Origin of the sequence: Embleya sp. NPDC059213, assembly GCF_042754445.1 — a bacterium.
Lineage (GTDB): Bacteria > Actinomycetota > Actinomycetes > Streptomycetales > Streptomycetaceae > Embleya.
The window spans coordinates 47273-69371 of sequence record NZ_JBHZAV010000033.1 but is presented as its reverse complement, the minus strand read 5'-3'; the positions used below and the strand labels follow the sequence as shown (position 1 = coordinate 69371).

At 70.9% G+C, this 22099-nt stretch carries 21 protein-coding genes; 9 read left to right on the top strand and 12 right to left on the bottom strand.

The genetic code is table 11. The features are described from left to right. Nucleotides 1-104: 104 nt before the first annotated feature. The 4 genes from ACFXMF_RS15400 to ACFXMF_RS15385 all read right to left on the bottom strand — a co-directional run bounded on the left by ACFXMF_RS15400 (nt 105) and on the right by ACFXMF_RS15385 (nt 4852). Nucleotides 105-2063, bottom strand: coding sequence for a fibronectin type III domain-containing protein (locus ACFXMF_RS15400; protein ID WP_379990608.1), 1959 nt, complete (start codon nt 2061-2063; stop codon nt 105-107). Nucleotides 2064-2304: 241 nt separating this feature from the next. Then, entirely contained in the window at nt 2305-3087 is a 783-nt protein-coding gene (locus ACFXMF_RS15395; protein ID WP_360309214.1) for an ABC transporter permease, read from the bottom strand. Beyond that, the gene (locus ACFXMF_RS15390; protein ID WP_379990610.1) at nt 3087-3929 is read right to left on the bottom strand and encodes an ABC transporter permease; all 843 of its coding nucleotides are present in this window, start codon (nt 3927-3929) and stop codon (nt 3087-3089) included. Before ACFXMF_RS15390 ends, ACFXMF_RS15395 begins: the two co-directional genes overlap by 1 nt. Continuing rightward, complete coding sequence (locus tag ACFXMF_RS15385) at nt 3926-4852, bottom strand: ATP-binding cassette domain-containing protein (protein ID WP_360309218.1); 927 nt, start codon at nt 4850-4852, stop codon at nt 3926-3928. The genes ACFXMF_RS15390 and ACFXMF_RS15385 overlap by 4 nt, the downstream gene beginning before the upstream one ends. 124 nt (nt 4853-4976) lie before the next feature. Here ACFXMF_RS15385 and ACFXMF_RS15380 point away from each other — a divergent pair, with 124 nt between their 5' ends. Continuing rightward, nucleotides 4977-6203, top strand: coding sequence for a sensor histidine kinase (locus ACFXMF_RS15380; protein WP_379990611.1), 1227 nt, complete (start codon nt 4977-4979; stop codon nt 6201-6203). After that, nucleotides 6200-6847 carry a response regulator gene (locus ACFXMF_RS15375; RefSeq protein WP_379990612.1) on the top strand — a complete coding sequence of 216 codons (648 nt, stop codon included), beginning with the start codon at nt 6200-6202 and terminating at the stop codon, nt 6845-6847. Before ACFXMF_RS15380 ends, ACFXMF_RS15375 begins: the two co-directional genes overlap by 4 nt. On the opposite strand, the gene ACFXMF_RS15370 is transcribed toward ACFXMF_RS15375, so the two are convergent. Beyond that, nucleotides 6826-8616: an FAD-dependent monooxygenase gene (locus ACFXMF_RS15370; protein ID WP_360309224.1), complete on the bottom strand. Its 1791-nt coding sequence runs from the start codon at nt 8614-8616 to the stop codon at nt 6826-6828. The two genes, ACFXMF_RS15375 and ACFXMF_RS15370, sit on opposite strands and share 22 nt — an antisense overlap. A gap of 177 nt (nt 8617-8793) precedes the next feature. On the opposite strand from ACFXMF_RS15370, the gene ACFXMF_RS15365 reads away from it, so the two are divergent. Continuing rightward, nucleotides 8794-9348 carry a CGNR zinc finger domain-containing protein gene (locus ACFXMF_RS15365; RefSeq protein WP_379990618.1) on the top strand — a complete coding sequence of 185 codons (555 nt, stop codon included), beginning with the start codon at nt 8794-8796 and terminating at the stop codon, nt 9346-9348. Between the two features lie 111 nt (nt 9349-9459). Here the strand turns inward: ACFXMF_RS15365 and ACFXMF_RS15360 are convergent, their stop codons facing one another. Both ACFXMF_RS15360 and ACFXMF_RS15355 read right to left on the bottom strand, forming a co-directional pair. Then, nucleotides 9460-9771, bottom strand: coding sequence for a hypothetical protein (locus ACFXMF_RS15360; RefSeq protein WP_379990613.1), 312 nt, complete (start codon nt 9769-9771; stop codon nt 9460-9462). A gap of 132 nt (nt 9772-9903) precedes the next feature. Continuing rightward, the gene (locus tag ACFXMF_RS15355; RefSeq protein ID WP_360309228.1) at nt 9904-10368 is read right to left on the bottom strand and encodes an Lrp/AsnC family transcriptional regulator; all 465 of its coding nucleotides are present in this window, start codon (nt 10366-10368) and stop codon (nt 9904-9906) included. A 94-nt stretch (nt 10369-10462) separates the two neighbouring features. Here ACFXMF_RS15355 and ACFXMF_RS15350 point away from each other — a divergent pair, with 94 nt between their 5' ends. Continuing rightward, nucleotides 10463-11311, top strand: a complete 849-nt coding sequence (locus tag ACFXMF_RS15350) for an LLM class flavin-dependent oxidoreductase (protein ID WP_360309230.1) — start codon at nt 10463-10465, stop codon at nt 11309-11311. Between the two features lie 11 nt (nt 11312-11322). After that, nucleotides 11323-11751: a nucleoside deaminase gene (locus tag ACFXMF_RS15345; RefSeq protein WP_379990614.1), complete on the top strand. Its 429-nt coding sequence runs from the start codon at nt 11323-11325 to the stop codon at nt 11749-11751. Nucleotides 11752-11890: 139 nt separating this feature from the next. Here ACFXMF_RS15345 and ACFXMF_RS15340 read toward each other — a convergent pair whose 3' ends face one another. After that, a complete protein-coding gene (locus ACFXMF_RS15340; RefSeq protein ID WP_360309234.1) occupies nt 11891-12865 on the bottom strand; it encodes a WYL domain-containing protein in 975 nt (324 codons plus the stop codon). A 136-nt stretch (nt 12866-13001) separates the two neighbouring features. On the opposite strand from ACFXMF_RS15340, the gene ACFXMF_RS15335 reads away from it, so the two are divergent. After that, on the top strand, nt 13002-13397 hold the full coding sequence (locus ACFXMF_RS15335; protein ID WP_360309236.1) for a RidA family protein: 396 nt from the start codon (nt 13002-13004) through the stop codon (nt 13395-13397). 325 nt (nt 13398-13722) lie between these two features. Here ACFXMF_RS15335 and ACFXMF_RS15330 read toward each other — a convergent pair whose 3' ends face one another. Next, the gene (locus tag ACFXMF_RS15330; RefSeq protein ID WP_360309238.1) at nt 13723-14331 is read right to left on the bottom strand and encodes a TetR/AcrR family transcriptional regulator; all 609 of its coding nucleotides are present in this window, start codon (nt 14329-14331) and stop codon (nt 13723-13725) included. A 110-nt stretch (nt 14332-14441) separates the two neighbouring features. Between ACFXMF_RS15330 and ACFXMF_RS15325 the strand changes: the two genes are divergently transcribed. Beyond that, on the top strand, nt 14442-15659 hold the full coding sequence (locus tag ACFXMF_RS15325) for a glycoside hydrolase family 1 protein (protein ID WP_379990615.1): 1218 nt from the start codon (nt 14442-14444) through the stop codon (nt 15657-15659). An 894-nt stretch (nt 15660-16553) separates the two neighbouring features. Here the strand turns inward: ACFXMF_RS15325 and ACFXMF_RS15320 are convergent. Next, the gene (locus tag ACFXMF_RS15320; RefSeq protein WP_379990619.1) at nt 16554-17312 is read right to left on the bottom strand and encodes an SDR family NAD(P)-dependent oxidoreductase; all 759 of its coding nucleotides are present in this window, start codon (nt 17310-17312) and stop codon (nt 16554-16556) included. A gap of 148 nt (nt 17313-17460) precedes the next feature. On the opposite strand from ACFXMF_RS15320, the gene ACFXMF_RS15315 reads away from it, so the two are divergent. Beyond that, nucleotides 17461-18096 (top strand): TetR/AcrR family transcriptional regulator, encoded by a 636-nt coding sequence (locus ACFXMF_RS15315; protein WP_379990616.1) that lies wholly within the window; start codon nt 17461-17463, stop codon nt 18094-18096. 13 nt (nt 18097-18109) lie between these two features. Beyond that, nucleotides 18110-18823, top strand: a complete 714-nt coding sequence (locus ACFXMF_RS15310) for a hypothetical protein (RefSeq protein WP_379990617.1) — start codon at nt 18110-18112, stop codon at nt 18821-18823. A gap of 21 nt (nt 18824-18844) precedes the next feature. Here ACFXMF_RS15310 and ACFXMF_RS15305 read toward each other — a convergent pair whose 3' ends face one another. Next, nucleotides 18845-19258 carry a DUF3224 domain-containing protein gene (locus tag ACFXMF_RS15305; protein ID WP_360309246.1) on the bottom strand — a complete coding sequence of 138 codons (414 nt, stop codon included), beginning with the start codon at nt 19256-19258 and terminating at the stop codon, nt 18845-18847. A gap of 779 nt (nt 19259-20037) precedes the next feature. Further along, a complete protein-coding gene (locus tag ACFXMF_RS15300; protein ID WP_379989776.1) occupies nt 20038-21249 on the bottom strand; it encodes a hypothetical protein in 1212 nt (403 codons plus the stop codon). Between the last annotated feature and the right edge of the window lie 850 nt (nt 21250-22099).

Below are 22099 nucleotides of genomic sequence, written 5' to 3'. Positions count from 1 at the left end.
GTGGTGTGTAGCGTTTTTGTGTTCGGGGGGGGGGGGGGGGCGGCCGGGTCGTGGGGGGGGCCCCCGCGGGGCGGGGGGGGGGGGCGCGCCCCGCCCCCGACGCGCTACGGGAGCGTGTCGAGGTGCGGGCCGACCGTGTTGGAGAACTGGTTGCCGTTCAGGGCGTCCCAGTTGGTCGACCAGGTCATCGCGCCGCGCAGGCCGGGGTAGGTCTTGCTCGGCTTGAACGTGCCGCACCCGGTGCCCTTGGCGAGGCAGTCGAGCGCGTTGTTGACCACGCCCGGCGAGACGTAGCCGGATCCGGCGCCGCGCGGGGAGGCGGGCAGGCCGAGGCCGACCTGCGAGGGGGCCAGGCCGCCTTCGAGTTGGATGCAGGCCAGGCCGGTCATGAAGTCGACCGTGCCCTGGCTGTACACCTTGCCGTCACAGCCGAGCATCGCGCCGCTGTTGTAGTACTGGGTGTTGACGACGGTCAGGATGTCCTTGATCGCCAGCGCGGTCTTGAAGTACTCGGTGCCGGTGGACTGCATGTCCAGGGTCTGCGGGGCCATGGTGATCACCAGGCCGGCGCCGACCTTGCCGGACAACGAGCGCAGCGCCTGGGACATGTAGGTGGAGTTGATGCCGTTTTCCAGGTCGATGTCCACGCCGTCGAAGCCGTAGGTCTGGATCAGCGTGTACAGCGTGTTCGCGAAGTTGTTCGCCGACGAGGAGCTGTTGACCGAGACGGTGCCCTTCTCGCCGCCGACCGAGATGATCACCTTCTTGCCGGCCGCCTTCTTGGCCGCGATGTCGGCCTTGAACGCCGCCTCGGAGTAGTTCAGCGCCGGGTCCAGGGTGAACGAGACGCCGCCGGGGGTGCTCGTGGCGTCCGCGAACGAGACGGCGATGATGTCGTACTCGGCGGGCACCTGGGCGATGGTCTGGATAGTGGCGCCGTTGTTGAAGTTCTGCCAGTAGCCGGTGAGCACGTGCTTGGGCAGTTGGCCGCCGCCACCACCGGTGCCGGTGGTCGCGGTGACCGCGGCCGACTTGGCCGACTCACCCGCCGAGTTGCTCGCGCTGACCTGGAAGTTGTAGGAGGTGGACGCGGTCAGGTTGACGGCCGTCGCACTCGTCCCGGACACGGACTGCACCTTCGTGCCGTCCTGGTACACGTGGTAACCGGTGGCGCCGGGAACGGAGTTCCAGGACAGCGGCACGCTCGACGAGGTCGGGGTGCCGGCGGCCAGGCCGGTGGGGGTGGCCGGGATCTGGGTGCCGCCGCCGGTGGTGGTCGCGGTGACCGACGCCGACTTGGCCGACTCGCCGGCCGAGTTGCTCGCGCTGACCTGGAAGTCGTACGCGGTGTTCGCGGTCAGGCCGGTGACGGTCGCGCTGGTCCCGGTGACCGACTGCACCTTGGTGCCGTTCTGGTACACGTTGTAACCGGTCGCGCCGGGGACGGAGTTCCACGAGAGGGGGACACTCGTGGCGGTCGGCGCACCGGCGGCCAGGCCGGTCGGGACGGCCGGGATCTGGGTGTTGCCGCCGGGGCCGGCGAGGGTGATGTCGTCGGCGTAGTAGGCGGGTTGGCCGTACCAGCCGTGTGTGTAGACGGTGACCGAGGTGGTCGAGGGGCCGGTGCGGAACGTGGTGGTGAGTTGCTGATACGTTCCGGCGCCCGGTGTCCAGGTGGACGGGTCGGTGGTACCGGTGCCGGTCGCGCCCAGGTAGACGTAGCTGCCCTGGACCCAGGCACTCAGCGTGTAGGCCGAGTTCGGCAACACCGTGACGGTCTGCGCGCATCGGGCGTTGTCGGCGCCCGCCGGGGTGGCCTTGAGCGCGCCGGTGCCGGTATGCGCCGGGGTGCTCACCGCGGCGCCGGAGCCGGCCGAACAGGTCCATCCGGAAAGGCCGTCCTCGAAGCCGGGATTGCTCACCAGGTTGTCGGCGGCCTGTGCGCTGCCGGCCACGGCGACGGTCAGACCGGCGCCGGCCAGGGTGAACGCCGCGAGGGCGGCGAGGGTGGGGCGTCCGCGGCGAGGGGACTTCGCTCGCGGAACATGCGAAACGCGTGCCACTACTGCCTCCGTGCGTGGAGAAGCGATGTGGGTGGACGTGGTACCGCTGCATGCGCGACAGCCCGCCCTGCGCGCATATTGGTCTAGGCCAAAGTGGTCCAGACCAATAGAGCGTGTCAAGGTTTTCCACCCGATCCGGGCCCGTTTACCTCGCCGTCCCCAACCGGTTACGCTCCGCAGTGCCCCGATTCCCGTCCCCACGACCGGATTTGCCGTGCGCCGAAGCGGGCGCGGCGGTGGATCAGACGTCGCGCCGGCCGAGCACGACGGCGGCGGCGAGCAGCGCGGCGACCGGCCACAGGGCGAACGCCGACCAGGCTCGGGCCGACGAGCCGGCGTCCGCGTCGACCAGCGTCGTCCAGGCGATCCGCGGCAGCACACCGCGCAGTTCGGCGAGAACGGGATTGCCGTCGGCGGGCACGAACTCGGGCAGCAGCACCGACACCGCGAAGACCGTGCCCAACGCGGCGACGGGGCCGCGCAGGAGGGCGCCGACGGCCAGGCCGACCAGCGCGGATGCCGGCAACAGCAACGCCGCGGCCGCGAATCCGCGCGCCGCGCCGGGCGAGCCGATCGACATGCCCAGGCCCTCGCCGGACAACACGACCTGCGCGGTGCCGAACGAGGCCGCCGCCGCGAGCACCCCGACGGCGGAGGTGACCGTGGTCAGGACGGCCGCCTTGGCGAGCAGCACCCGGCGCCGGTCCGGGACGGCGACGAACGTGGTGCGGATCAGGCCGCTGGTGAACTCGCCGACGAGGAACAGCGCGCCGACCGTGCCGGCGCCGATCATCAGCACGCCCCAGATCCCGTGGTTGAACGAGGCACCCAGTCGATCGAGGTCGGCGCGTCCGCGCGCGCCGATCACCTGCACCCGCGAGCAGGTCGGCCAGGTGAGGCCCGCGGCGAACGGGGGTGCCAGGAGCAGTGGGAGGAACATCGTGCGTTGGCCGCGGAGTTTGAGCCATTCGGCGGCGAACAGGTCACCGAAGCGGGGACCGGCGTCGGGATGGGCGGGTCGCATCACACGTCCCGGTGGCGGAGCAACATCGGCACGAGGATCGCGGCGAGTGCCCAACCGGCGAGCGCGGTCCAGGCCGCCGCGATCGAGGGGATACGTTCCACGATGTGTCCCTGGGTCATGATGGTCAGGCGTCCCCAGGCGTACGCCGGCATGGCGTTGACCAGATGTGCGCTCGATGCGGCATCGAGCAGCGGGAGCCGCCCCCTGATCGCCACCGGGCCGAGCAGGAAGAAGACCACAACCGCGAACACGACTCCGGCGGTGTGGCGGACGATCATGGCCGCCGCCATGCCGATCAGTGCGCACATCGGGACCATCACCGTGGTGCCCGCGATGCTGCGCACGACGCCCGGGGTGCCGAAGGAGAAGCCGGTGATCCGGTCCGAGTAGGCGACGAAGGTCGCGCCCCAGGCACCGATGCCGATGATCAGGCCGAGCAGGGCCAGCACGCCGCTCAGTACGACCATCTTGGCGAGCAGGACCCGACCTCGGGCCGGCACCGCGATGAAGGTGGTCCGGATCAGTCCGCTCGCGTGCTCGCCGGCGATCGTCATCGCGCCGATCGTGCCGGCGGTGGCCATCAGCAGCAGGAATCTGGGGAAGGGTAGGGCGTCATGGCCCGGGTCGACGTCCTGCCTCTGCCGGGCGGACAGGGTCGGCCAGGCGTCGTGGGTGATCGATGCCGCGTCGTAGGCGAAGTAGACGTACAGCGGCACCAGCAGGGCGAGCACGATCGGGGTCGAGCGCAGCGAGCGGAGTTTGATCCATTCGGCGGCGATCAGGTCGCGCCGGCGGGCCGGGGCCGTGGCGGACGGGGTCGCGGCGGGTGTGGTGGTGGTCATCGTCGTGCGCCTCCTTCGGAACTCGCGGCGCGAAATTGCACGCTCTCGGCGGTGAGTTGCATGAACGCCTCCTCCAACGACCCGCCGCGGGCCATGACCTCGTGGACCATCACCCGGTGGGTGAACGCGAGTTCGTTGACCCGGGCGGCGGTCGGTCCGGCCACCGCGAGCGTGTCGGGGCCGATCCGGCGTACCGACGCGCCGGCGTCGGTGAGCACGCGGGCCAGGGCCTCCGGGTCGGGGGTGCGCACGGTGACGCCGGCGTCGGCGCGCGCGGCGAAGTCGGCGAGGGACTCGTCGGCGATCAGCCGACCCGCGCCGATCACCACGAGGTGGTCCGCGGTGTGTTCCATCTCGCTCATCAAGTGACTGGAGACCAGTACGGTCCGGCCCTCGGCCGCCAATTCGCGAAAGAGCCCGCGGGCCCATCGGATGCCCTCCGGATCCAGGCCGTTGGTCGGCTCGTCGAACAGCAGCACCGGCGGGTCGCCGAGCAGGGCGGTGGCGATGCCCAACCGCTGCCGCATGCCGAGCGAGAAGCCGCCGATCCGCCGCGCGCCGGCCGCGCTCAGGCCGACCGTGGCCAGCACCTCCCGGACCCGGCCCCGGGGCAGGGCGTTGCTGCGGGCCAGGGCCGCCAGGTGCGCGTTCGCCGTCCGGCCCTTGTGCACGTCGTTCGCGTCCAACAACGCGCCCACGTGCCGCAGTCCGGTGCCGAACGTGCGAAACGCTCGACCGTCGATGGTCGCGGTGCCGCCGGTCGGAGTGTTCAGGCCGAGCAACATCCGCAGCGTGGTGGTCTTGCCGGCGCCGTTGGGGCCCAGGAAGCCGGTCACCCGGCCGGGCCGCACCGAGCAGGTCAGGCGGTCCACGGCCGGGGCACCGCGGCCGTAGCGCTTGGTCAATTCGTGGAATTCGATCACGCCGTCGAGCCTGCCGGTGGCCGGGGCGTGCGCACATCGGCCCACGGCCCGGGTGGGGTTGCGCCCATGGGATGCAGCCCGTGGGCTGATTCCGGCGGCGGGGGTGCCGGCTAGCATCGGCGAGGTGCAACGAACCCTGAAGCCTGCCGCCCCGCCGTCCCGGTTGTCGCCCGGTGCGCTGACCACGCTGAGTCGGTGTGCGGTGCCCGCGTTCGCGCTGCTGGTGTACGGCACGATGCCGCAGCCCTTGCATCCGGTGTTCCTGGCGCCGGATCACTTCCTGCGTCCGGGGCGGTGGCTGCTGGTGGGCCTGGCGGTGGTGCTGGCGCTGCCGATCGGCTGGGCCGGGCGGCGGCCGCTGCCGGTGCTCGGGCTGCTGCTGGTCGAGGCGTTCGTGGCCCGGACGTTCGGGATGCGCTCGTGGCCGTTGTTCCTGGCGGCGGACGTACTGGTCTTCCACATCGCGGTCGGCTGCACCCGTCGGGTCGCGGCCGGGGCGCTGGTCGGCGTGTTGACCGGATGGGCCCTGATGGCGACCGCCTTCGTACCCGTCGGCAAGGCTTTCACCGTGCTCACCGGCCCCTCCTCCACGCTCGCGGTGGCCGCCGCGGCCGGCTGGATCCTGGGCAGTTGGATCCGGCTGCGGCAGGACCACGCCGACGCGTTGCGGGCGCAGGCGGCCATTTCGGCGGTGCAGGCCGAACGGCTGCGGATCGCCCGCGAGTTGCACGATCTGGTCGCGCACCACATCGGCGCGATCGCGATCCGGGCGGGTGCGGCGAAGCGGGTGATCGCGACCCAACCGGACGGTGCGCGCGAGGCGCTGGGGGTGATCGAGACGACGAGTCGGGAGACGCTGACCGGGCTCCGGCATCTGCTCGGCGCGCTGCGGGAGCCGGATCCGGGCGGGGGGTCGGCGGCGGACGGGCACGAACAGACGCGCCTGAGGCCCGATTCGCGGTCTCTCGCGCCGGCACCGGGCCTGGCGGATCTGGAGCGGCTGGTGGCGAGTACGGCCGATGCCGGGGTGCGGGTCGACGTGCGGTGGTCGGGGAAACGACGCCCGCTGGCCACCGAGGTCGAGTTGTCCGCGTACCGGATCGTCCAGGAGTCGGTGACCAACGTGCTGCGCCACGCGGACGCGCGACTCTGTCGGGTCTCCGTGGACTACGGGACGCACGAGTTGGCCATCGAGATCGTCGACGACGGCGGCGGCCGGGCGACCCGGCAGCCCGGGAGCGGTTACGGCATCGCCGGCATGCGCGAGCGGGTCGGCCTGTTGCACGGGCGGTTCAGCTCCGGGCCACGGCCGGAGGGCGGCTTCCGGGTCGCCGCGAGGTTGCCGATATGACGATCCGGGTCGTGCTGGCCGACGACCAGCCGGTGGTGCGCGCCGGCCTGCGCATGCTGATCGCCGACATCGCGGACATCGACGTGGTGGGCGAGGCCGGTACCGGAGCCGAGGCGGTGCGGCTGGCCCGCGACCTCGATCCGGACGTGGTGGTGATGGACATCCGGATGCCGGTGATGGACGGGATCGAGGCGACCCGGATCATCACGGCGGAATCGGCGTCGACGCGCGTGGTCGTGCTGACCACGTTCGACGAGGACGAGAACGTCTACGGCGCGTTGCGGGCCGGCGCGGGCGGGTTCCTGGTCAAGGACATGGTGCTGGAGGACATCATCGCGGCGGTCCGGGTGGTCGCGGCCGGCGACGCGCTGATCGCGCCGGCCGTCACCCGCCGGCTGATCGCCGGGTTCGTCGACCGGGCCCCCGCGCCCACCCGGCAAAGCCGCGAGCTCGACGGCATCACCGAGCGCGAACGCGAGGTGCTGACCCTGATCGCACGCGGCAGATCCAATGGCGAGATCGCCACCGACCTCTACATCAGCGTGGCCACGGCGAAGAGCCACGTGGCCCGCCTGCTGGCCAAACTCGACGCCCGGGACCGGGTGCAACTGGTCATCGTGGCCTACGAGTCGGGATTGGTGTGAGTTCTGGATCGTGAGTCGTCGTCCGGCGCGGGCGGGTGGGCACCCGGTGGGGTCGGGCGGGTCGGAGCCGACAACACGCGCCGGAGCACGGCGAGCAGTTCGGGGCCGGCGGGCGGGTGCGGTGCGCGCCAGGCGAGGTGGCCGTCGGGCCGGACCAGGACCGCGCCGGTCGCCGGGACGCCGCAGACGCGCTGGAAGGTGCCGGGCTCCCGTTCCCGGACCGGGCCTCCGTCGAGGACGCGCACCACGACCGTCGACCCGCTCGCCTCGGCGACCTCCGCCTGTCGTCGCCAGGCCGGCTCGTCCGCGCCGATGATCAGGGTGAAGCCGGGCGCCGGTGCGAGCAGGTCCAGGGTCGAGGTGATCCCCGGCGGCCCGATCAGGCGCGTGTGCGGGAGGCGGTGGCCGGGGCCGACGGGCGCGCGGCCGTGGGCGAGGAAGGACTCGGGTCGGTGTGGGTCGTCGGGGTCGGGGACGACGGCGGTGGAGCGGTAGACGACGTCGAGCAGGAGTTCGTCGTCGATGCGGTAGCCGGACCGGGCCGCGGCGTTGGCCCGGGACAGTTCGATCACCTCGCGGGCCGGCGCGCGGCGTTCGGCCTGGTAGCTGTCCAGGAGCGCGGGTGTGGCGCGGCCGGCGACCACGGCGGCGAGCTTCCAGGCCAGGTTGTCCGCGTCGCCGATCCCGGTGTTCATCCCGTGCCCACCGGTCGGCGGGATCACGTGCGCCGCGTCGCCCGCGAGCAGGATCCGGCCGCTGCGGTAGGCGTCGGCCAGGCGGGCGTCCATCCGCCAGACCATCGTGTCGCGCACCCGCACGTCCAGATCGGCGATGCCGGCGGCGACCCGGATCAGCTCTTCGAGGCGGCGCGGATCGGTGAAGTCCTCGTCGTCCCGCGCCTGTTCGGGGTCGAAGGGGTACTGGTGGATCCATCGGCGGTCGTTGTCGACCGCCATGAAACCGCCGCGCCCGGGTGGGGTGAGGAAGTACGAGGCGCTCGCCCGGTCGGCCACCACCGCGCCGAGCGGGGCATCGAATCGCACGCTGAGGAAGTGGCCGAGGCCGGTCGGGCCCTGCATCCCGATCCCCGCACCGGCCCGCACCGAACTGCCCGCACCGTCACAACCGACGAGCCAGTCGGCACACACGGTGTACCGCCGACCGCCGGCACGCTCCACCAGGACGGCGCGTACGTGATCGCCCTCGTCGGTGCAGGAGACCAGCCGGGTACCGAACCGGATCCGGTCCTCCCCCGCCGCGGCCCGCGCCCGGCCGAGCAGGATCGGTTCGAGCACGTCCTGCGAACAGATCAGGCCGGGCGCGGGGGTGCGTTCCGGCTGCGGCGCGTCGGGCGAATCCGCGGGGACCACGCCGGTTCGCACGAAATCGGGGTCGACCAGGTCCCGGCCGCGATAGAAGAAGACCTGCGAGGCGGGCAGGCCGGCTCGGCGTACCTCGGCTTCGAGCCCGAGGCGGCGCAGGATCTCCATCGAACGGGCGGCGATCCCCCGGGCCTTCGGGTGGTGCGCGGTGGTCGGGTGGGCTTCGACGAGGAGGTGATCGACGCCTTGATCGGACAGCAGGGCGGAGAGGGTCAGGCCGACGGGGCCGCCTCCGACGATCAGGACGGGGGTCGTGGTCGGTCCGGTCGCCACCGGAACGGTCGTCGTCGGTACGGCCTTCGTCGGTACGGCCTTCGTCGGATTCACGGCGCTCCAGACGTGCTGCTCGGCGCGGTGGACGCGGCCGATGCATCGAGTAACGTTCATCTTGATGTTTCGACGTTACCATCGGATGGCATCGGTTCGCCGAACTCCCGACCTCGACACACACGACGAGGGAGGGGGCGTACTCTCCACAATCCCAACCCACAATCCCAACCCACGGACCCGAGCCGCGGATCCCGAGCCGACACCCCGGCCGCCCCGAGAGTCGAAGACGTGACCATGACCGAGAACCTGGCCAAGGCCAACCCCCGAGGGCTGCACTTCATCGCCGAGTTGGCCAACACCGTGCAAGCCGACACGCACACCGGGCCGGCCGACCTCCAGGCCCTGCTGACGCGCCACGGCGGCCCGGCCTTCACCCTCTCCGCAGCGGACGCCCGGCAACTGTGCGAGGCCACCGCCCACCTGATCCGCATCCTGGCCACCCGGGACGAGGACCGGGCCGCCGAGGCGATCAACGACCTCCTGGACCGCTACCCGGCACAGCCCCACCTGGTCCGCCTGCCCGGCCGCCCCTGGTCCCTGCACGCCCGCGCGCCCCGGACCGCCGATCCGGCGCACTGGCTGCTCTCCACCGCCGCCCTGGCACTCGGCCTGTGGCTCAGCGAACGGGGCGGCTGCGCCTGGGGCCAATGCGCCGCTCCCGACTGCGCCGACTACTTCATCGACACCGGCCGCCGCGCGCCCCAGCGCTACTGCACCACCCGCTGCGCGACCCGAGTACGCGTGGCCACCCACCGCGCCCACAAATCGACGACGAACCGGGCCGAATAGAGCCCTTCCGGCGCATCGGGTACGGGCCACCCGGAACCGGCCGATCGATACCGCGGAGGCGCCTCGGCCGATCGATACGGCGGAGGCGCCGGGCCCCGTTCGCCCGGGCGGTCAGGGCGTGTCCTGCGGTGCGGTCACGGTCGGGGTGGGTCGTGGTGTCGGGCGGCGGCGGTGGACGACCCGCAGGATGTCGGCCCACGCGACGGCGGCCATCGCCGCGCAGACGGCCGCGGCCGGGATCCAGAGCGCGCGGGCGCCGCCCAGGTCGATGTCCGCGGCCACGGCACACAACGTGCCAGCCAGGATCAGGATGGGCAGCGCGATCCCCGCGGGGGCCAGCCGCCGGGCGAGCGGGCCGCCCGCCGCGGGCGGTCGGCCGCCGGAGCCCCGATTCGGCGTCGGACGGGGGGCTGAGGCAGTCATGGCCGAAACCTATCCGGAACCCGTCCGGCCACACCGCACAGGCGACCCGGCCGACGCTCGGGCCACGCGCGTGGCGCCCGGGTCGTGGGTCAGGGCTTGCGTCGTGGGTCAGGGCCCGCGTCGTGGCGACGGTTATCCCACCGGGTGCGGGCGAGGCTCGCGTGGGCCGCGGAAGGGCTGTGTCCGGCTGAGCACGAGGTTGGTGGTCGTGCTCCCGAACCGGGCCAACGCGTCGACGAGTTCCTCCAGGTGGGACATCGACGTGGCCGCCACCTTCAGTACGTAGCAGTCGTCCCCGGTGGTGCGCAGGCACTCCAGAATCTCCGAGCGCTCCGCGAGCAGTCGGCGCAGCGGCTCGTGCCGGGTGCCCGGATACTTCAGTCGGACCACGGCCAGCACCGCGTAGCCGGTCCGCTCCAGATCCACCTCCGCCCGAAAGCCGGTGATCACGCCGGCCGCCTCCAGCCGCCGCACCCGCTCGGTCGTCGCCGACGCGCTCAGATTCACCCGCCGGGCCAGCTCCGTATAGGCGATCCGGCCGTCCCGCTGAACCTCGTCCAGGATCGCCCAGTCGGTCGCGTCAAGATTCTCGGTCATTCGCCGAGATTACCGGTGGATCCACGGCCGAACCGCGTCTGAACAGGCCGGATTCCCTTCTGGCCACCCGTCCCGGCCGGCTAGGCTCGATGTCGTGAAGATCGGAGTCAACGTCCTCAATTTCGGCCCCGGCACCGATCCGGGAGTCCTGCGCAACTGGGCCCGGACCGTGGAAGACCTGGGTTTCGACCTACTGATGGTCTCGGACCACATCGCCGTCACGCCCGACGTCGCCCGGCAATATCCGGCCCCCTTCTACGAGCCGTTCACCACCCTGTCCTGGCTGGCCGGCATCACCACCCGGATCCGGCTCGGCACCACGGTCCTCATCGCGCCCTACCGGCATCCGCTGCTCACCGCCCGAATGGCGGCCAACCTGAACGAGCTCAGCGACGGCCGGTTCGTCCTGGGCGTCGGGGTGGGCTGGGCGCGCCAGGAGTTCGCCGCGCTCGGGGTCCCGTTCGAACGACGCGGCCGACTGACCGACGAGCATTTGCAGGCCGTTCGGGCGGCCTGGGCGGACACGGCCGACTACGGAAACCGGTCGATCCCGATCTGGGTCGGTGGGCACAGCGACGCGGGGCTGCGTCGGGCCGTACGGCTCGGGGACGCGTGGCATCCGCTGCGCTGCACCATGCCCTGGCTGCGCGAAGCCGTGGGCAGGCTGGCGGCCCTCGCGGACGAGGAAGCACTCCCGGTGCCCGGATTCGCCCCGCGGATCGTGCTCCGAACCACCACGGCGCCGGTCGAGGGATCGCAACGACTCGCCGGAGAGGGCACGATCGACCAGATCGTCGACGACCTCGAACAACTGCGGCTGCTGGGCGCCGAAACCGTCGTCCTCGACCCGTACGGCGGCGATCCCCGGGAGACCCGCCACCCACAGGCGGCCTGGCAGGCACTCGCCGAGGTGGCCGCCCGGTTCCAGACCCCCCGCACGTGAACGGAGCAATCATGACCACGCCCGACGACCACGCCCTCCTCCGGCAGGCCATCGAACTCGCGGCCGAGGCCCGCGCGGGCGGAAACCCGCCCTTCGGTTCGCTGCTGGCGGCGCCGGACGGAACGATTTTGGCGGAGGCGCACAACACGACACTCACCGACCGGGACGTGACCGCACACCCGGAATTGAAGCTCGCCAGATGGGCCGCACGAGAGTTGGACGCGGCCACGGCGGCGGAGACCACGATGTACACGAGTTGCCGGCCCTGCGAGATGTGCGCGGCGGTCATCCGGCGGGCCGGACTGCGCCGTGTGGTGTTCGCCCTGTCCGCCGAGCAGCTCCTGGACATCAGGCCGGCCCCCGACCAGCCCGCCGTGCCCGAAATCGGGCCGGCGCTGCTCGAAGAGGTGCGGGAGGTCGTCGCGGGCTATTACCGCTGACCCGCACGGCACCCGCGCCTCGATGGCGTCGTCGGGGTTCGGCTGCTGTTGTGCTCCGGGCTGCGCCGTACCAACGCCTGGCGCGCCTTGGGCGCTTGGGCTTCGGTGCTCCGGTGCTTGGTGCTTGGTGCTTGGTGGCTCAGGGCGAGACCTCGTAGCGGGTGGCGATCGCGGCGGCCCGGTCGCGCAGGGAGGTGCGCAACGACTGCGGGGTCAGGGCTTCCGCGTCCGTGGCGAGTTGCCACAGCGCCCATTCGGCGTGTCGTGAATCCTGATAGGTCACCTCCAGCCGCAGCCAACCGTCCGCGTCGGGTTCCTCGGCGCGGACGGCCAGCGCGGTGTTCAGCAGGTCCTCCCGTCGCTCCGGGTTCACCCGTACCAGTGCGGTGACCTGGTCGTCGCCGGACAGAAACTGCGCGCAGCGTTCGCGCCAGACCCGGTCCAGATCGACCCGGTTCGGTCGCTGCGCCGGTTCGGGGAGTTCCTCGGCGGCCGACATCCGGGACAGCCGGTAGGTGCGGTCCGCGCCGGATCTCGTGGCCAGCAGGTAGGCCCGGTCGCGTACGGTGACCAGGCCGATCGGGTCCACCGTGCGCCATTGGGGCGGCTGGTTCGCGGCCGCGTAGTGGATGCGGAGCCGGTGTCCGGCGAGCACCGCGCGCCGGACCTCGATCATGGTCGTGTCGGGCACCTCCTCGGTGACCAGCCGGCGGGAGAGCAGGTCGGTCTCCGGGTCGACGAGAAATCGCTGGGCCGCGTCGCTCGCGGTGGCCCGATGCCCCTCGGGCAGCGCGTCGACCACCTTGCGCATGGCCGAGGCGAGTGCCGAGCCGAGGCCGAACACCTGCTCGCCGCGCGCCGATCCGGCGGTCAGCAGGGCGAGGGCCTCGTCGTGATTCAGGCCGGTCAGCTCGGTCCGGAAGCCGGGCGACAAGGCGAACCCGCCGTGCCGACCGCGTTCGGCGTAGACCGGAACGCCGGCGGCGGACAGTGCCTCGATGTCGCGCAGCACGGTGCGCGTGGACACCTCCAACTCATCGGCCAGCGCGGCGGCGGTCAGGCGACCGTGCCGGCGCAGCAGCAACACCAGCGAGACCAGACGATCGGCGCGCATGGCAAGAAATTTATCGGAATACACGACAGGAGGTGTCGTGATTTGTTGGCAGGCTCGTCCACAAGACGTCGACGGCGGTGGTTTCCGAACCGACGGACGTGCGTACTTCCGACGAATCGATGGAGCTGATGGGGCAATGGAGCGAACGGCAGTCAACCCGGTGACGTGGTCGGTGGAACTGGGCTTCAACCAAGGTGAGATCGTCTCCGGGGAGAGCCGGACCCTGTACTGCTCCGGCCAGACCGCGATGAGCGGTGACGGAAAGCCGCAACATGACGGTGACATGGCAGCGCAGTTGGCGCTGAGTCTGGACAATCTGGAGGCCGTTCTCGGCGAGGCCGGCATGTCGCTGGCGAACCTCGTCCGGCTCAACGTCTACACCACGGACGTCGATCTGCTCTTCCGGCACTACGGCGTGCTGGCGTCGCGGTTGGGCGCCGCCGCGGTGGCGCCGACGAGCACGATGCTTGAGGTGACACGGTTGGCGATCCCGACGCTGATGGTCGAGTTGGAGGGGACGGCCGTCGCGTGATGCGGCTTCGGCGCGTTCGGTAGGCCGTCGGTCGAAGTGCGGCCTCGGCGCCTCCGGTTGGGCCGCCGGACGGGTCGCCGGTCCGGCCGGTGGTAGTGCTTCCGGTCGAACGGGCGGGGGTGGCAGGTGGGTTGGGTGTGTGGGTGGGTTCGGTGGTCGAAATGATGACGATCGGCATCCGGGGCCGGTGGCTTCGACGGCGGGTCCTGGTCGGCACGATCGCCGCACGTGGCCGCCCGCCTGCTGCTGGACGGATGCCGGCGTCGGGGTGGTGCGGCCGCGTCGGTGGCGCTGTGTCGGTGGCGCCGTGCCAGTGGCTCTGTTGTCAGCGCTCCGGGGCCGGTTGCCGGTCGGGGAGGGCGGCCAGGAGGACCTCGCAGAGGGTTTCGATGTCGCCGGCCATGTCGATTTCGGGATTGAGGAGCCATTGGAGTTGGAGGCCGTCGACGGCGGCGAGGAGGATGCGGGCGGTCCAGGCGGGGTCGGTGTCGGCGGCCGGGCCCGGGCTGGTGGGGGTGTAGGACTCCAGGGAATCGGCGATGCGGGTGCGCAGGTGGGTGTAGCGCTCGGTGAAGAAGTCGTGGGCCGGGTGCTCGGGTTCGGCGGCGGCCGCGGCCAGGTCGACGAAGAGTTTGACCAGGCCGGGGGTTCGGGCGTTGTTGGTCAGCAGGTCTGCGGGCGAGGCCGTGCCCAGATCGCCGTAGGTCGCCGCATCGGCCGCGTCGCGCGCGGCCAGCACCGCGGTGAGCAGCGCTTCCCGGCCGCCGAAGTGGTGTACGACACCGGCGTCGGTCATGCCTACCCGCTCGGCGATGTCGCGGACGGTGACCTTGCGGCTGCCGGCCTCGGCGTAGGCGGTGAGCGCGGCGTCCAGGATCTGCTGCCGCTTGTCCGCGCTCTTCCGGTAGGGACCCCGCGGGCCTCGGGTACTCACGGCGACCACTCTATGCCGGACCTGCGGCTTTCCTTAAAACCTCGACACTCAAGGTTTTAAGGATTATCGTGGCGCTCACCCCCTCCAGAGCCGAGAGAGGCCCCGCCAGGATGAGCACCGACGCCGACGACGCCGCCACCCCCGTACCCCTGCCCGACGGCTTCCTGTGGGGCGCCTCGACCGCCGCCCACCAGATCGAGGGCAACAACGTCAACAGTGACTGGTGGGCCCTGGAACACGGCGGCCACGGCCACATCGGGGAGCCCAGCGGCGACGCCGCCGACAGCTATCACCGCTGGCCCGAAGACCTCGATCTGCTGGCCGAACTCGGCTTCACCGACTACCGCTTCGGCATCGAATGGGCTCGGATCGAACCCGCGCCGGGCGAGTTCTCCCGGGCCGAGATCGCGCACTACCGCCGGATGGTCGACGGTGCGATCGAACGCGGCCTGCGCCCGTTGATCACGCTGAACCACTTCACCGTGCCGCGCTGGTTCGCCGAGCGCGGCGGGTGGACCGCGGCCGGCGCGGTGGACCTGTTCGTCCGCTATGTCGAGGCGATCGCGCCAATCATCGCAACCGACGTCCGGCATGTGTGCACCATCAACGAGCCCAACATGGTGGCGATCTTCGGCGCGATCCGGCAACTCGGGATGGACGCGATGCCGAGCGTCGGCCTCCCGGAACCGGACGCGGACACCACCGACGCCCTGATCTCGGCCCACCATCGGGCCCGCGCCGCGATCAAAGCCATCTCGCCCGATATCCGGGTCGGTTGGTCCGTCGCCAACCAGGTCTACCAGCCGCTCCCGGGCGCGGAGGCGGTGGCCGCCGCGTACCGTCGATCCCGCGAGGACGTCTTCCTGGAAGCGGCGCGCGACGACGACTGGGTCGGCGTGCAGTCGTACACCCGCACCCGAATCGGCCCGGACGGCCCGATTCCCACCGCCGAGGACGCCGAACGCACGCTCACCGGCTGGGAGTTCTACCCCCGAGCACTGGGCGAGGCACTACGCCACACGGCAGCGGTGGTCGGCCCGGTCCCGCTGATCGTCACCGAAAGCGGCATCGCCACCGACGACGACACCCGCCGCATCGCCTACACCACCGGCGCCCTGGCCGGCCTTGCCGCAGCCTTGGCCGACGGCATCGACGTACGCGGCTACCTGCACTGGACCCTGCTGGACAACTACGAATGGGGCTCCTATCGACCCACCTTCGGCCTGATCGCGGTGGACCGACGGACATTCACCCGAACGCCGAAGCCCTCGGCCAAGTGGCTCGCAGACGTGGGCCGTTCGGGATCCTTGCCACGAACGCGGGAATGACGGCGGGCGGTCGCGGTGATCCGACTCGGAGGGCGCGGCACGGCGCGGCGAGGCGGTGGGCGGGGCTCGTGGGCCGGGCCAGGTCGCGAGCGCGGCGCACCAGCCGACCCGAGTCGCAAGCCGGGCCCGGGGGCCGAGTCGGCAAGCGGCAAGCGCCGTGCCGTACCCCGATCCGGCGCCGACGTGCAACAGATCGGCACCTTCACACAGGCGAGCGTGCCGGTACATGTTGACGGCCGGAGTCGGCAGCGTTGACGACAACGTCGCGAACCGCTCGGTCACCTCGGCGCCCTTGCTCGCGTCATCGGCGTGATGCGGACCGATTCGAGTCACCAGCGTGCGATCCGATTACACCGCGTCCGCGCCCATGCTTCGGGGTCGTCGTACCCCCGCTGTACCGCCCACCCGTCCCCATCGGTCGGTTCCCTCCACCCCGGCACGAAGGTGTGGCGGGGTGTATGGGCAACCGCGCTGCGCCATCCGGATACCGGACGGGTCGCGGTGTCGGCGATTCTCCGTGCCGGACGCCGCCCATCCATGGTCGCTCCGTTACTCGTCGGGCGTGTCGTCGTATGAGGGCATGCACGATTCCCGCCCGTTCGGCCCGTCGAGCCACACCCATTGGCCGTCACGGGTCACGGTGACCCCGTGCTGTCGTCCAGCTCCAGGCCGAGGGCCACGAGCTCCGGGAGGAGGACGTCGCCAGGCTCTCCCGCTCAAGCACCGCGACCTGAACCTGCTCGCCGCTACAGCCTCACCCCGAGCGTCCCATCCGCCAGCGCCCCGCACCCGCTCCGCGACCCGGACGCGGTCGGAACCGGATGAAGACGAGACCGGCGCGGAATGAATCCGGCCCGTCGTTGCCTGCGGCCCGGCACAGGCTCGCCCGGGTGGTCAAAGGAGGGCACCGCCGGAGACCTCGATGCGCTGGGCGGTCATCCAGCGCAGGCCCTCGGACGCCAGCGTGGCGATGGCGTCGCCGATCTCCTCGGGTTCGCCGACGCGGCCGAGCGCGGTCTGCCCGGCGAGACCCCGGCGCATCTCGGCGTCATCCCGCATGGCACCGCCGTTGAAGTCGGTGGCGGTCGGCCCCGGGGCAATGGAGTTGACCCGGATGCCGCGGGGGCCGAGTTCTGCCGCCAGAGTGCGGCTCAGGGCCTCGACGGCGGCCTTCGAGGCGGAGTAGACCGAGGTCGCGGGACTGGTGTGGCGAGTCAACGACGACGAGACGTTGATGACGTGGGCGTCCTGCGCCAGCAGCGGCACAAGCGACTGGATGAGGAAGAACGTGCCCCGCACGTTCGTGCCGAACACCGTGTCGAAGTCGTCGGCCGTGACAGCTTCCAGCGGGCCGAAGACACCCACCCCCGCGTTGTTGACCACGATATCGAGCCGCGAAGCCCCCCAGCGCTCAAGCAGTCCGCTCAGCTCGGAAGCGAAGGCTCCGAAGGAGGGGACGTCGCTGATGTCGAGACGCACGACTGCGGCAGTCCCGCCCGCAGCTTGCACTTGCTGCGCCGTCTCCTCGGCCCCGGCCGCGTCACCGCGATGGGTGACCACGACCCGCACCCCGCGCGCCGCCAGGGCAAGAGCCGTACTCCGACCCAGGCCACGGTTCGCACCGGTCACCAAAGCGATCCTGTCGACTGTCAGCACAGCTGCTCCCTCATCGCACGGCACCCGAGAGACGGCGGGCGCGCAATCAGATGCGAGTCGCTTGACTCGCCTTTCCACCGCACCGTAGTCAGGCGAAAAGAGGCGAGTCAAGTGACTCGCCTCGGAGCTAGGGCATACTGAACGCATGGCAGCAGAGCTCTCCGCGCATCACCGCCGCCTCGCCCAGCAAAAGCGTGAGGCGATCATCTCCGCAGCCACGGACCTCTTCCTGAACCGCGGTTACGACGGCACTTCCCTCGCCCGCATCGCCGAAGGGGCGGCAGTCTCGAAGTCCACCCTGTTCAAGCAGTTCCCCACCAAGGCAGCCCTCTTCGAGGCCATCGTCACCGAGTCCTGGCAGCGTGACGCCGGAGGCACCGTCGCACGGCCTCAGGCCGGAGACCTGCGTTCCGGCCTGACCTCCATCGGCCACCGCTACGCCGACCTGATCGGCCGGCCCGGCATGACAGCCCTGTTCCGCATCGTCATCGCCGAGCTGCCCCGCTTCCCCGAACTGGGACGGATGCAGTTCCAGCTCGGCAAGCTGCCCTACTTCACCTCGGTCCAGCACTACCTGGAGTCGGAGCACGAGGCCGGTAACGCCGACGTCCCGGACGCCGAGAGCGCCGCCAACCAGTTCCTCGGGATGATCGCCAACTACGTCCTGTGGCCCCGCATGCTGCTGACCGACTGGAACCCCGCAGCCTCCGACACCCGCCACGCCGTCGAGCAGGCCGTAGAGACCATGCTCGCCCGCTACACCTCCGATCGACCGGCCTGATCCGAAGTCCGAGATGTTCCGCCTCGTTCGCGGCACGGGGCACATCCTCGACGTGCTCGACGTCCTCCACCGCGAGCGCCTCGCGCTCCGCATCCACGACGGCGCGTTCTCCGCGATGGACCTCACCGCCCGCCACCCGCGCACCGGCGAGCTCCTGTCCACGGTGAAGTTCATGGTGCAGACCCTCGCCGCCGCCGGCGAACTCCGGCGCGACCTCCAGCGGGAGCCGACCTACGACGGCCTGCGCGCCGCCGGCCAAGGGCAACAAGGGCGGGCGCCCGCCGTGGCGGCCGCGAAGACTGCGAGCGTCCATACCGCCTACCCGGAGGGCCGCTCGATCGCCGCCCTCGCCCGCGACCACGGCGTCAGCCGCGGCGCGATCCGTACGGCCGTCGCCGACCTCATGCCCGACCACGCCGCCGTCGAGGAGGACGTCCCGGCGCCGGAACTGCCGGTCGCCCTCGACATGCCGGGCAACGTCGCCGACTTCCTCCGTGCGGCCGATCCGGAGCCCGCCGAGCGGGATCCGCTCGATCAGGGGGTGACCGTAAAGCGTGGCCAGGGCTACACCCTGCGCGTCGGCGCCGCCCCAGCCGTGCACCGCCGGTTCCTCGCCCGCTGCCGGCCGCTCGACGGCGGCCACGGCGTTCCCGCGGTCCCGGCACAGCGCAAGGCCCGCCGCGAGTACGAGAACCGTGTCAGCACGCTCACGCCGACCGGACCATGATCGTTCTCAGCGCCAATGGCTTTACCGACGTTCCCCGAGGCCGTAGTCGAACCAGATCCGGTGGGTGCCGTCCGCGTCGACTCCGATGCCCCCGGTCCCGGTGATCCCAGCCAACGCAGCCGTTCCACTGCCGGGGACGACAATGAAGAATTCGTCCGATCTCCCTTCACCCGCAGTGGTCGCGGAGTGCGCGAAATTGAAGGTGCCCGCCTGCCCGTGGAGCGTCCCCTCGAAGGACTCCATGGCGACATACGTCCCCGCCCCGCTGGACTGGTCGAACGCGGCGGTGAACAGGGTCGCAGAACGGCCGGCGATCTCGCCTTCGTACTGCTTCTCCATGGTGGCGACACCGACGGGCAGCGCCGTCTCGATCGCGGGACTCGGCAACGAAGTCGGGGTGAACTCGGCAACCTTGAACGTTCCTGAAGCTCGCATCCCCGGATCGTAGGCCCCACCACCGACATCGCCCCGGGCATCCGTCCATGATCCGCCGGACAGGAACAGGCTTTGGCCTCACCGTCATCACCAGGCCCCGCCCGTACGGAGCCCCGCCAAACGCACCATTGCTTCCTCGACGAGCCCGCACCTCGACAAGGTGGACCCGGTTCCGCCCTGCGGTCGGACTCTCTTCGAACTACCGCTCCCCCGCCGCGCCCCCCCCCCGGCGCGTCAGCGCCCCCGACCCAGCCCGCCCCCGGTGATCGACGCGCGCAGCGCGGAGAGCGGCGGAGCCGCAAAACAAAGACTTCGTGGCCCGGAGCGAAGCGCAGGGACACGAAGTCACGAGCGAGGGGCCACTTTTTGCGGAGGAGCGTCGCCGAACGAGAGCTACTAAACGGGAGTGGTCTGAAAGAGCCCCGCCCGGCATCGGGTGGCCGGACGGAGCAGGGCCGCGCCAGAACGCGAGGGTGACGGGCGGCAGCGGGTCACGGTCGGGCAGGAAGCGCGCGTCCGGCTGCGGAAGCGGCGGGAAGGCCGGGGCGTGCTCTGTGCAGGCCCACAGCGTGAACCCGGACCCACCACGCCCGGACTCGATCACCTGCACCGGTACGAGGTCGGCCGAGTCCTCACAGCGGCAGCAGTGGCGGTAGAACGGGGCGGGCATCACGCCATCACCCCCGCCGCGCGTGCCGCCCGCCGGACGGCACACAAGGCCGTTGAGACGTTGATCGAGAGCGGCCGGGCGTATCGCGTCAAGGGAATGGGGACGTACGTCAAGCGCGACCAGGGCGCCGAGGTCGACCCGTCGGAGTGATCGGCGGGGCGAGTGCTGCCCAGGAAGCGATCAGCCCCGACCCGTGTTGCTTCGGGCCGGGGCTGACACGGTGCTTAGCGCCGGACGCCGGTCCGACGTCAACCCGCCCGTTCGGTCCGTCGCACCACGTGCGCTGACCGTCCGGGGTTACGGTCACTCCGTGCTGTTCCCGGGTCGGTTCTCCCCGGCTGCGCCAATCCTCGAATGCTGTCTCGGCTTCCGCCCACAAGTCGCGCGGACCATTTGCGTTCACCTCGAACTTGTCGGCCCCGGGCTTGTAGTCCACCGATGCCCAGGACAGTCCGTCACTGAGCCATTGCGTGTACTCGCCTGCCGTATCGCCGTGCCCGAAGTACACGCGTTGTTCAACCTCGGGCAGGCAGAGCCCGATTGCGAACTCGGCGTGTTCTTCCCGCATGGGTCGCGGGTCGGTCGTGGTGTGTCGAACCCTCTTGGTGTCCGGGTCCGCGATGACGTCGCCGACGAACTCGCGGGTGTCGAACCGGCGTCGTTGCGACCGTGCCCACATGAAGTTCACGCTGCCCACGAACGGGCCGCTTGCCGTGCCGTCGCCGTTGACGACAAGGCGTAGAAGCCCGCTGTTGTGGAACGCGGTTCCCCAGGGCGTGAGGATCACACCGCCGGGCTTCACTTGCTCCGGCCACTCGTACGGGACGTGCTGAACCGCCATGGTCGCGATGAGGCGGTCGTAGGGCGCGCCGTCCGGGTACCCCCGAAATCCGTCGCCCACGATTACGAACGGCTCTGCGTCGCAGGCAAACAGGTTCTCTTTCGCCTGTACCGCAAGAGCCGGGTCCACCTCGATCGAGATCACCCCGCCGTCCGTCAGTGCAGTGGCCAACAGCGCGGCGTTCCATCCGGTGCCGGTCCCGATTTCGAGGACGCGGTGATCCGGGCGGATGTCGAGTTGTTCGAGCATGAGCCGGACAAGGGACGGCATCGACGCGGACGACGACGGGAACAGACCACCCCCTTCCGCTCCGTCGTCCATTTGGGTGACCAGAGGGATGTCCGCCGCTACGGCTTCCGCCCACGCGTCCGGGTTCGTCTCGCGGTTGATCGGTTCGTCGGCGTCCGTCCACACCACATCAGGGATGTACGGGCGCCGGGGGACCGCTGTGAACACCCGATCCCAATCGACTTCGGTCACTTGTCCTAGTCCTTGTCCGGCGCGGGCTTGGGCTGGGGCCGCTGTCCGTCCTGCTCCCGGATGGGGGTCTTGCTGTCTCCGTCGTCTCCGGGCTTGTTGTGCTGTCCCATTGCCGTACCTCCCGAGTTGTCGAGTCGGTATCCATGCTGTGCCTGCCCGCCGGTTGCGGGACGCCGAATACCCATAAGGGGTAGAGCTGTTCCGTTTCCGCCGGCGGGTGGTCTTAGATCCCCGTGGGGTGGTCCCGCCGATGATCGGCACGCCGAACGCTCGCGGGAACGAGGGGTTGAGCGTGGACCGATCCGCCGGGATCCGGTCGGGTCGTGTCCACGGTCAGTCCGGACATCGGTGCCGTCCAATTGGATCGGTGCAGCACGTGGGGCCGCACGATGCCCCAGGGCAGTCCTGTATGTGTGTTCAGCCGAGTTTCAGGAGCACGCCGGGCGGGCAGGGCGGGTCCTGATCGGGCCGAACGTCGACGTCCATATGCCGCGCGCTGTTTCCGACGGACGGAGCCCGGCGCCCCGCCGGCGAGAACTCTCGCCACACCGACACGCTCTCTCCTTTCCGGGTGGGATGGGGCAGGGGCCCGACCAACTGTGAACGAAGGTTGCCGGTTCACCCTGCCCCCTGCCGCGCACGGATCGGCCGTACGCGGGTCAGGTGCCGTCTCACGGACGGACACCCGTCTGGTGGGCCCGGTCCGGGGTCAGTCGACCCTGTTGTAAGTGGCCGTGCAGTTCTTGCACTTCATCGGCGTGACGCCCAAGTGCGTTTTGCCGTGCGGCCGAAAGTCGTGAACGCCGTCCGCAGCACCGGGACATTTATCGCTCATGGCGCACTTTCATGA

What these genes read in the sequence shown, in the direction of transcription:
- ACFXMF_RS15370 (WP_360309224.1), bottom strand. Translation starts at nt 8,616, where the DNA reads ATGAACGTTACTCGATGCATCGGCCGCGTCCACCGCGCCGAGCAGCAC.
- ACFXMF_RS15355 (WP_360309228.1), bottom strand. Translation starts at nt 10,368, where the DNA reads ATGACCGAGAATCTTGACGCGACCGACTGGGCGATCCTGGACGAGGTT.
- ACFXMF_RS15390 (WP_379990610.1), bottom strand. Translation starts at nt 3,929, where the DNA reads ATGACCACCACCACACCCGCCGCGACCCCGTCCGCCACGGCCCCGGCC.
- ACFXMF_RS15310 (WP_379990617.1), top strand. Translation starts at nt 18,110, where the DNA reads ATGTTCCGCCTCGTTCGCGGCACGGGGCACATCCTCGACGTGCTCGAC.
- ACFXMF_RS15305 (WP_360309246.1), bottom strand. Translation starts at nt 19,258, where the DNA reads ATGCGAGCTTCAGGAACGTTCAAGGTTGCCGAGTTCACCCCGACTTCG.
- ACFXMF_RS15315 (WP_379990616.1), top strand. Translation starts at nt 17,461, where the DNA reads ATGGCAGCAGAGCTCTCCGCGCATCACCGCCGCCTCGCCCAGCAAAAG.
- ACFXMF_RS15345 (WP_379990614.1), top strand. Translation starts at nt 11,323, where the DNA reads ATGACCACGCCCGACGACCACGCCCTCCTCCGGCAGGCCATCGAACTC.
- ACFXMF_RS15375 (WP_379990612.1), top strand. Translation starts at nt 6,200, where the DNA reads ATGACGATCCGGGTCGTGCTGGCCGACGACCAGCCGGTGGTGCGCGCC.
- ACFXMF_RS15360 (WP_379990613.1), bottom strand. Translation starts at nt 9,771, where the DNA reads ATGACTGCCTCAGCCCCCCGTCCGACGCCGAATCGGGGCTCCGGCGGC.
- ACFXMF_RS15340 (WP_360309234.1), bottom strand. Translation starts at nt 12,865, where the DNA reads ATGCGCGCCGATCGTCTGGTCTCGCTGGTGTTGCTGCTGCGCCGGCAC.
- ACFXMF_RS15395 (WP_360309214.1), bottom strand. Translation starts at nt 3,087, where the DNA reads ATGCGACCCGCCCATCCCGACGCCGGTCCCCGCTTCGGTGACCTGTTC.
- ACFXMF_RS15335 (WP_360309236.1), top strand. Translation starts at nt 13,002, where the DNA reads ATGGAGCGAACGGCAGTCAACCCGGTGACGTGGTCGGTGGAACTGGGC.
- ACFXMF_RS15365 (WP_379990618.1), top strand. Translation starts at nt 8,794, where the DNA reads ATGACCGAGAACCTGGCCAAGGCCAACCCCCGAGGGCTGCACTTCATC.
- ACFXMF_RS15325 (WP_379990615.1), top strand. Translation starts at nt 14,442, where the DNA reads ATGAGCACCGACGCCGACGACGCCGCCACCCCCGTACCCCTGCCCGAC.